6 protein-coding genes are annotated in these 6,258 nt (G+C 72.9%); 1 reads left to right on the forward strand and 5 read right to left on the reverse strand.

All coding sequences use genetic code 11. The features are described from left to right. Positions 1 to 73 precede the first annotated feature (73 nt). A complete protein-coding gene (locus RH94_RS35370) occupies positions 74 to 1,444 on the reverse strand; it encodes a hypothetical protein (RefSeq protein ID WP_073952391.1) in 1,371 nt (456 codons plus the stop codon). Positions 1,445 to 1,719: 275 nt separating this feature from the next. Between RH94_RS35370 and RH94_RS35375 the strand changes: the two genes are divergently transcribed. Next, positions 1,720 to 3,552, forward strand: coding sequence for an endonuclease/exonuclease/phosphatase family protein (locus RH94_RS35375; RefSeq protein WP_073952392.1), 1,833 nt, complete (start codon positions 1,720 to 1,722; stop codon positions 3,550 to 3,552). 16 nt (positions 3,553 to 3,568) lie between these two features. Here RH94_RS35375 and RH94_RS35380 read toward each other — a convergent pair whose 3' ends face one another. The 4 genes from RH94_RS35380 to RH94_RS35395 form a co-directional block, all read right to left on the reverse strand. Continuing rightward, complete coding sequence (locus tag RH94_RS35380; RefSeq protein WP_073952393.1) at positions 3,569 to 4,312, reverse strand: SRPBCC family protein; 744 nt, start codon at positions 4,310 to 4,312, stop codon at positions 3,569 to 3,571. A 26-nt stretch (positions 4,313 to 4,338) separates the two neighbouring features. Beyond that, positions 4,339 to 4,959: an ArsR/SmtB family transcription factor gene (locus tag RH94_RS35385; protein WP_073952394.1), complete on the reverse strand. Its 621-nt coding sequence runs from the start codon at positions 4,957 to 4,959 to the stop codon at positions 4,339 to 4,341. Between the two features lie 153 nt (positions 4,960 to 5,112). Next, positions 5,113 to 5,583, reverse strand: coding sequence for a DUF3618 domain-containing protein (locus tag RH94_RS35390; RefSeq protein ID WP_073952395.1), 471 nt, complete (start codon positions 5,581 to 5,583; stop codon positions 5,113 to 5,115). Then, complete coding sequence (locus RH94_RS35395) at positions 5,580 to 6,032, reverse strand: phage holin family protein (RefSeq protein WP_073952396.1); 453 nt, start codon at positions 6,030 to 6,032, stop codon at positions 5,580 to 5,582. Before RH94_RS35395 ends, RH94_RS35390 begins: the two co-directional genes overlap by 4 nt. Between the last annotated feature and the right edge of the window lie 226 nt (positions 6,033 to 6,258).

The following is a 6,258-nucleotide window of genomic DNA, read 5'->3' on the forward strand; positions in this document are numbered from 1 at the left end:
GGGCCGCGGCTCGTTCCACCGTGCGCGGAACGGACCGCAGGCACAACCTCCGCACGCGGAACGGACCGCAGGCTCAACCGCCGTACGCGGAACGGGCCTTGAAGGCCGCCGTGCGGGCCTCCTTCGCGATCCTCCTGTCCGGGTGGAGCCGGCCCATCGCCTCCAGCACGTCCGCGGTCCGCGGGTGGCGCACCCGCCAGGCCGCCGCGAAGAAGCCGCCGTGCTGTTCGGCGAGGCCCTTGACGAGGGCGTGCAGTTCCTCGGAGTCGCCCTCGGCCGCCAGTTGCGCGGCCACCGTGTCGATGGTCAGCCAGAAGATCATCTCCTGGGACGGCGCCGGTACGTCGTCCAGGCCGCGCTCGGTCAGCCAGACCCGGGCCAGCCCGCCCAGTTCGGGGTCGTCGAGCACGTCCCTGAGCGCCGGTTCGGCCTCGGTGCCGACCAGCGACAGGGCCTGCTGGCAGCGGAGCCGGCGCAGGGGCGCGCCCGGGTCCGCGCCACGGGCGGCGGCGAGCAACTCCCGTGCGGCGACGAGGGGTTCACGGCGGGTCAGCCACTGCTCGGTCTCCGCGTGAGCGGCGGCCGGGGGGAACGCGGCGGTGCCGTCGAGCAGCGCGTCGGCGCCCTTGTCCGCGAAGTCGCCGACCACCGGGGCCTCATGGCCGGCCTCCAGCAGCCGGGCGCGCAGCCCGTACAGTCCGAGCGGGGTCAGCCGCACCATGCCGTAGCGGGCCACGTCGGCCTCGTCGACCGGCGTCGACGGCTCCTCCTCGGCGTCCGTCATCAACTCCTCGTCCACCGGGCGGTATTCGACGAGACCGGCCGTCTCGAGCAGCCGGAACCGCTCGTCCAGCCACATCATCGCCTCGGAGACCTGCCGCAGTACGTCGTCGGTGGGCTCCCCCATGTCGCCGGGCACGATCACGGATGCGGCGAGCACGGGCAGCGGCACCGGACCGCCGCCGGGTCCGCCCTCGCCGGCGGTGAGCAGGTAGAAGGTGGCCAGCACCTCGTCGAGGAACTCCGCCCCGGCCTCCGGGTCCTCGCCGCCGGGCGCGCCCGCCTGCGCCAGCACGGCCTGCAGCGCGGTCAGCCACACCGCGAGCACCTCGTGCGGCGAGCCACCGGTCAGCAGGGCCAGGCCGGCGCCGGCCGCGACGGTGCCCGCCTCCTCGTCGGCGATCCCGACGAGCCCGGTGTCCACGGCGGTCCGCCACGCCTGGTTCGTCAGGGTCGCCGCGCCGTCCCCGCCCAGGCCGAGCACCCCGGCCGCGGCGGGCAGTTGCTCCTCGGTCAGCAGCCCGTCGGCGTCGACCCGCGTACCGGCTCCGGCCCAGCGGGCGAGCCGCGCGGCGCGCGACAGCAGCGGGGTGGCGAGCGCGTCCCGGGCCAGCTCCGGTTCGGAGGCGAGCCGAACCGGCGGGAGCGGGGACCTGTCTGACATCGGCTGGTTCTCCTAGCGGACATGCGGGGCCGTACGACTCGACCGCTCAGCCTAGACGGATTTCCACCGATGCCGCCCCATTCATCTCTCCTTCACCGGCCGTCCATGGCCGAAACCTTGACAGCGGACCTTGCCGCGCAGGAAATTGACGCGCGTAGATATTCAGGGGACAGCCGTTCGCCGATGTCTGCGCGCCGCCTCCGCCCCGGTCGCGGTCCTCGTTCCACGCACCGTCCTCGCCCCGGCTCCCCCGCACGTCCCCGAAGGGATTCACGTTGTCGAGCAAGTCTTCCGCGCGTCTTGTCGCGCTGGCCGTCGCCGTCTGTTCCGCGGCGGCCGCGACCCAGATGACCGTTCTCACCACTCCCGCGCACGCGGACTCCGTGCGCATCCACGACATCCAGGGCACCACCCGGATATCCCCGTACGCTGGCCGGCAGGTCACGGATGTGGCCGGAATTGTCACCGGCGTACGCGGCTACGGCTCCACCAGGGGCTTCTGGATGCAGGACCCGAACCCGGACAACGACCCGGCCACCAGCGAGGGCGTCTTCGTCTTCACCAGCTCCACCCCGACGGTCGCCGTCGGTGACGCCGTCACGGTCACCGGCACGGTCTCGGAGTACGTCCCGGGCGGCACCTCCTCCGGCAACCAGTCGATCACCGAGATCACCAAGCCGACCGTCACCGTCGTCTCCAGCGGCAACCCGGTCCCGGCCCCGGTCGTGATCGGCGCCGAGTCGGTGCCCGCCGCCTACGCACCGGCCGGCGACCCCGCCGCCAAGGGCTCCGTCAACGGCCTGCCCCTGCGGCCGTCGACGTACGCCCTGGACTACTACGAGTCCCTGGAGGGCATGAACGTCCAGGTCGCCGACGCCCGCGTGGTCACCGCCTCCAACCCGTACAGCGAGCTGTGGGTGACGGTGAAGCCGGACGAGAACCGCAGCCCCCGCGGCGGCACGGTCTACGGTTCCTACGACTCCCAGAACACCGGCCGCCTGCAGGTCGAGTCGCTGGGCCCGGTCGCCGACTTCCCCGTGGCGAACGTCGGCGACACCCTCGCCGGCCCCACCACCGGCCCGCTGGACTACAACCAGTTCGGCGGTTACACGCTCGTCGCCAACCGGATCGGCACGCTCAAGAGCGGCGGACTGCAGCGCGAGACGACCCGGAAGCAGTCCCCCGGCGAGCTGGCGGTGGCCACCTACAACGTCGAGAACCTCGACCCGTCCGACGCCACCTTCGACGCGCACGCCGCCGCGATCGTGCACAACCTGCGCTCGCCCGACATCGTGTCCCTGGAGGAGATCCAGGACAACAACGGCGCCGTCGACGACGGCACGGTCGACGCGAGCGTGACGGTCACCAAGCTGATCGACGCGATCGTCGCGGCGGGCGGCCCGAGGTACGACTGGCGCGGGGTCGACCCGGCCGACAAGCAGGACGGCGGCGAGCCGGGCGGCAACATCCGCCAGGTGTTCCTGTTCAATTCCCAGCGGGTCTCCTTCACCGACCGTCCGGGCGGCGACTCCATCACTGCCGCCGGCGTCACCAAGGTGCGCGGCAAGGCGGCCCTGACCGTCTCCCCCGGCCGGATCAACCCGGCCGGTGAAGCCTGGAAGTCCAGCCGCAAGCCGCTGGCCGGCGAGTTCGCCTTCCGCGGCCGTACGGTCATCGTGATCGCCAACCACTTCGCCTCCAAGGGCGGCGACCAGGGCCTGACCTCCCAGTACCAGCCGCCGGCGCGCGGCTCGGAGGTCCAGCGCCACCTCCAGGCGGCCGAGGTGAACTCCTTCGTCAAGGACATCCTGAAGGCGGAGAAGAACGCGGACGTCGTCGTGCTCGGCGACATGAACGACTTCGAGTTCTCCGGGACGGCGAAGATCCTCGAGGGCGGCGGCGAGCTGTGGTCGGCGATCAAGTCGCTGCCCCGGGGCGAGCGTTACTCCTACGTCTACCAGGGCAACGCGCAGGTGCTGGACCAGATCCTGATCAGCCCGTCGATCCGGCGCGGCGGCGGCTTCGAGTACGACAGCGTGCACATCAACGCGGAGTTCCACGACCAGATCAGCGACCACGACCCGCAGGTGCTGCGGTTCCGCCCGTAGTCGGGCGGTGGCCGTGTCAGGACTGGCCGAACACCCCGTTCAGCCAGTCCTGCCAGGCGGCCCCGGTCGCCTCGGGGTCCGCGTCCGGTGCGAAGTCGTGGACGCTGATGCCGACCGGGGCGCCCCAGTGGTTGCGGCCGAAGAGGCGGACGAGGGCGTCGTCGGCGCGCAGCCCGATGAAGTACGGGTCGCGGTAGTCGAGCACCGCCTCGAACTCCTTCGGGCCCCGGACGGCCACGCGGGCACCCGTGGCCGTCTCCTGGGTGAGTCCCAGGGCCCGTCCGACGGCGGCGAAGGCGTCGGGGGCGGTGGACCCCCCGGGGCCGTTCAGGGTGGTGAAGGCCACCGGGCGGGGCGCGAAGTACGTCAGGTACTCGCGCAGGGTGTGCAGGTAGAAGTCGGTGTGCTTGTCCGCGCCGTCGTACTGGTTGTCCCAGTCGTCGGTGAAGATCCCGCTGTGCACGTAGCGCACCCAGGCGCGGCGGCCGCCGTCGCGCGGTTCGACGGTGTGGTCGAGCTGGTTGAGCGGCTGGCCCGGCCTGCCGGTGTTCTCGCTGCGGTTGACGTAGCGGTGCGGCGGGTCCCAGGCGACGACCGTGGACCCGAAGGGTCCGGCGCCGCCCGCCCGGGGCTCGGGCGGGTCCGTCGGCCACAGGTAGCCGCCGGTGCCGGTGGTGATCGCCGCCCACACCTCCTCGGGCGTGGCGTCGACCTCGAACTCGCGGACGATCTCGAATTCCTTCTCGGACTCCTGGGACATGGCGGGCTCCTGCCGGGTGTGGGTGTTCAGGGGGCGTCGAGTTCCGGGGCGGCCGCCCCGTCCGGGTCCTTGACCGTGGGGTGCACGGCCACCACGATCCGGTGGTCCCGGCCGCCCTCGGCGCCGGGGGCGTCGTACTTGCGGATCAGCGCGCCGACGCCGGCCGTGAGCTCCTGGACGAACGCGGCCCGGTCGGCGGCCGAGGCGAAGCGGACCTCGCCGTCCAGCGCGTACGTCGCCAGCCGCTTGCGCGCCCTGGCCGCGCCGGTGAGCAGCGAGCCGACGTCGCGCACCAGCCGGGCGCCGAGGGCGAGCAGCCAGCGTGCGGAGAGCTGGTCGCGGAAGCGGTCCGGGTCCGGCTGCACGGAGGCCAGGGCGAGCGGCGAGATGACGTACGACGCGGCGGTGGCGCGCATCAGCCGCTCGGTGACGTTGCCCTTGCGGCGCTCGCCGGCCAGTTCGACCAGGCCGTGCCGCTCCAGTGTCTTGAGGTGGTAGTTCACCTTCTGCCGGGGCAGGCCGACCCTGCCCGCCAGCATGGCCGCCGACGCGGGGCCGGCCGCCAGCTCGGCGAGCAGCCGGGCCCGCACGGGGTCCAGGGAGACGGCCGCCGCCTCGGGGTCCTCGATCACGGTGACGTCGAGCATGGGTCCACCGTCTCACCGAAAACTTTTTTTGTCCAGACGATTTGAGTTTTCGGACAGGAGTCGTGGAGAGAGCCGTGTGGGTCCGGACACCGAAGGCCGCCCCCACCTCTCGGGTGGGGGCGGCCTTCGGTGGAAGCCGGTGAGTGCGCGGCCTCAGCAGTCGCGGTTGCGCCGGACCAGCAGCCCGGCCGTCACCAGCGCCGCGCCTGCCACGAGCGCGATCATCAGCGGGCGCGGGTTGCGGCGGCAGGCCTGGACGGCGCTGCTCACACCGCTCATCGGGGCGCTGTGCCCGGCCCGGCCCGCCGTGTCCTGGACCGTGTGTCCGGCCCGGTACGCGGTGTCCTGGACCGTGTGCCCGGCATGGCTCATCTTCTCCTGGACCCGGTGGCCGGCCTGCGCGGCGGTGCTGCGCAGCTGGACCGTCATCGCACCGGCCTTGTCCCTCAGGTCGGCCGCGCGGGCCTTGGCACGGCCCTTCACATCGGCCTTCGCGGCCAGCTCCTCGACCGTGTCGCCGAGCCGGTTCCTGGTCTCCTCGATCTGATGCCGCAGTTCGTCGGGGCCCTTCGCGCCGGCGACCGGTGCCGACCCGCCGTCCGCCCCCTGCATCCTGTCCGTCATCGGTGGTGCGCCCTTTCCTTGATCTCCTCGACATCCGCCCTGACGCTGCCGAGCGTCACCTCCGGCTTGGGCGGTGCGGCGTAGCGCAGCTGGGCGCGACCGGTCAGGGCCAGCACGCCCGCGATCGCGAACAGTGCGCCCGTCACGATGAGCGCCGCGGCCCACACGGGCAGCGCCAGCGAGATGGCGGCGACGGCCGTGCCGGCGAGCGCGATCAGCCCGACGTAGCCGATGGCGCCCGCCGCGCCCAGCAGCCCGCCGCCGCGCCCCATACGGCGCCCCTTCTGGGCCAGCTCCATCCTGGCGAGGGTCATTTCCTGCCGGATGAGCTGGGAAAGCTGTTCGGTGGCCTGGTGGACGAGTTCGCCCACCGGGCGCTCGCCCGCCGAGTGGCCGCGCACCGTGCGGTGCTGCTCACTCGCAGGCCTCGCATCGATCGTCCCGGTCACGGTGTCCCGCCTCCTCTCGGTACGGAACATCCGGGTACCCCGCGACGACCCCGCTATCCCTTGCCCGCGCCGCCGGGCCCGCGCTCGCCGAGGCGGGCCAGCTGGCTCTGGAACCAGTCGAGCCTCGCCTGCAACAGGGCGGCCTCCGCGACGAGTTCGGGCACCCCGAGCCCGGCGGGCACGTCCGGTACGCCGGGCGGGGCCGCTCCCGGCCGCGGCAGGCCCC

The sequence above is a fragment of the Streptomyces kebangsaanensis genome (assembly GCF_001906585.1).
GTDB classification, from domain to species: domain Bacteria; phylum Actinomycetota; class Actinomycetes; order Streptomycetales; family Streptomycetaceae; genus Streptomyces; species Streptomyces kebangsaanensis.